Genomic DNA, 2,502 nt, shown 5'->3' with positions numbered 1-2,502 from the left:
CCGGCCGCCCCCGCCTGCGCGGGGCCGTACCGGGTGCGGAGGCGACCACGGCCCCGCTCTCGATCAGTTCGGTGACGATATCGCTGAGGGTCGTCCGGGAGAGCCCGCTGTGCTGCCCCAGTTCAGCCCGGCTGAGCGGGCCGTGCTTGCGCAACAGCTCCAGTACCAAGTCCTCGTGTCCGCGCCGCAGCCGGGACAGGGGGCCCTCCTGATGGGGGTGCATGCGAACAGCATGGTCAGGTCGCGCTATTTCTGTCAACGGTCCGGAAAAAACGAGGTCCAGGCGTCGCGGGCGCCCCGGGTCCGCCTCGTGGCGTCCGGTCCGCGCGGTGGGCGCGGGCACGGCGACGGGCGGGCCACCGCCCCGCGACGGCGTGTGGCGGCGTGCGGCGGCGTGCGGCGGCCGGTGGGGGCCCGGCGCCGCGCGGGCCGCGCCGGACCGTCACCGGTGCTGGGGGACGGTTGGCTTGACGCCCCCTCATGCATAGCCTGTGCTCCCGGCCGCGTTCGGCGCCGCCCCGGCTCCCTCGTCTCGAGGGAGACCTGTGACGCCTCTCCGGCACCCGCCGCGTGGGGCGCGGAGTTCGCCGGGGAGCCGGTCGTCGGCCGCGTGCGGAGCTGTTGGCCGACTCTTCATCACGAGGACACCTGCCGCCGCCGGTCAGGGGATGCGATCATGCTGCGTACTGACCTGAACATGCCAACCCCCCCTCCCGGTGTGGAGCCACACCGGAGGCGATCAGGAGAGCACAGTGACGAAGCATTCGCGGATCCGCAGGGTGTCCGCCATCCTCGGCAGCGCCATCGCGCTGGTCGTGGCCTTCCCGGGCAGTGCGCTGGCGGATCCGCCCACGGCCCTGCCCGCCAACGCGGACGCCACGGAGCAGGCGTTCGAGCCGGCCTTCGACTACGACACGGACGGTTGCTACCCCACGCCCGCCATCGGGCCCGACGGGACGATCGCGGGCGGCCTCAACCCGAGCGGGGCCCTCAACGGCCAGTGCCGCGACTCCTGGGACCTCGACAACACCAACGGATACGCCCGCTCCACCTGCAACAACGGCTGGTGCGCCATCATCTACGGCCTGTACTTCGAGAAGGACCAGGCCGTGGCCGGCAGCGGTCTCGGCGGACACCGCCACGACTGGGAGCACGTCGTGGTGTGGGTGCAGGACAACGAGGCCAAGTACGTCGCCACCTCGGCCCACGGCGACTTCACTGTCTACGGCCGCGACCAGATCCTCTGGGACGGGACCCACCCCAAGGTCGTGTACCACAAGGACGGTCTGAGCACCCACTGCTTCCGCCCGGCCGACTCCCATGACGAACCGCCGGAGAACCACGACCACACGTGGCAGTACCCGGCGCTGGTCGGCTGGAACGGCTACCCCGCCGGGCTGCGCGACAAGCTGAGTCAGGCCGACTTCGGCAGTGCCACCTTCGGCCTGAAGGACGACACGCTCAACGCGCACCTCGCCAAGGCCAAACCGTCCGGGGTCCCCTTCGACCCCAACGCGTGAACTGCCCGCCCCGGGAGGCGGAACGGCGTCACGGGCCCCGCCTCCCGGGCCGCACCTCCGGCCCGGTCGGCGCCGGGGAGGGCTGGGGAGGTACGGGGAGGTTCGGGGAGGTACGGACGATCAGGCCAGGGCCGGGGAGGTTCGGGCGGTCAGCACCACCCGGTGGGATCGGGGAGGACCGGTCGCGGGCGGAGAGGGACGGGCGGTCAGCACGTCAGCGCCGGGGGGCGGCCCGGGTGGTCAGGGCGTCGGTACCGGGGGCGGCTTGGGTGGTTATCAGCGTGTCAGTGCCGGGGGTGGCCCGGGTGGTCAGCGCGTCAGCGCCGGGATGGCCCGGGTGGTGGCGGCTCGACCTCCAGGTGGTGCCGACGGCGCGGCCCCCGGTACTCCAGCGCCTCCCAGCCCAGGCGCCGCAGCACAGCCGCACAGTTCCGCAACGCCTCCTGCGCCGCGTATCCGGCACCGCTTCCCGGCGGGCCCAGCCACTCGACCCGCACCACCCCGGCCCGTTCCGCCGGGCCGAGACAGTATCCGGTCGCGACGCGGTGCCCGTCCGCGTCGACGGCGGACGGCGGAACGCCGGCGGCCTCCAGGGCGAGCGCCACGGCCCGGATCGGCCGACGCCGCTCCCATTCGGCGGGCACCCCTTCGGGGTCGGCGGCGTCGGTGTTCATCAGCCGCCGGATCTGCAACAGCCCCTCGAACGCGGTCCGTACCGCGGCCCGCCGCCCCCGGTCGTCGCTAGAGGGCGCCCCCGCCGCACCGGTGGCCACTTCGAACTCCGCCATCCCCTTGCCCCCTTCGGATGTGGCGTCGTCCCGTGGGCGCGGCGGTGGCCGGTGCCGTCGCGGACCGCCGGCTTCGGCCACGGCTACGACCACGGCTTCGGCGAAGGCCGCAGGAGCCTCCTGGGGCACATTGTGGCCGATGTCCCCCAGGGCCCGGGTGTACGCGGGCCCGAGGACCTGCCCCGTGCCCCGGT

Annotated in this window: 3 protein-coding genes; 1 reads left to right on the top strand and 2 read right to left on the bottom strand. The window is 73.7% G+C overall.

Features of this window, described 5'->3' with window-relative positions:
- A partial coding sequence (locus AXW62_RS32520) for a winged helix-turn-helix transcriptional regulator (RefSeq protein ID WP_159061008.1) occupies positions 1 to 223 on the bottom strand: 223 nt, incomplete at its 3' end.
- A gap of 529 nt (positions 224 to 752) precedes the next feature.
- Between AXW62_RS32520 and AXW62_RS32515 the strand changes: the two genes are divergently transcribed.
- On the top strand, positions 753 to 1,520 hold the full coding sequence (locus AXW62_RS32515; protein WP_060947639.1) for an NPP1 family protein: 768 nt from the start codon (positions 753 to 755) through the stop codon (positions 1,518 to 1,520).
- 317 nt (positions 1,521 to 1,837) lie between these two features.
- Here the strand turns inward: AXW62_RS32515 and AXW62_RS32510 are convergent, their stop codons facing one another.
- Positions 1,838 to 2,308 carry a hypothetical protein gene (locus AXW62_RS32510; protein WP_060947640.1) on the bottom strand — a complete coding sequence of 157 codons (471 nt, stop codon included), beginning with the start codon at positions 2,306 to 2,308 and terminating at the stop codon, positions 1,838 to 1,840.
- Positions 2,309 to 2,502 lie beyond the last annotated feature (194 nt).

The sequence above is a fragment of the Streptomyces hygroscopicus subsp. hygroscopicus genome (assembly GCF_001553455.1).
In the GTDB taxonomy this organism is placed as follows: Bacteria; Actinomycetota; Actinomycetes; order Streptomycetales; family Streptomycetaceae; genus Streptomyces; species Streptomyces hygroscopicus.
This window is presented reverse-complemented; position numbering and strand designations above follow the sequence as displayed.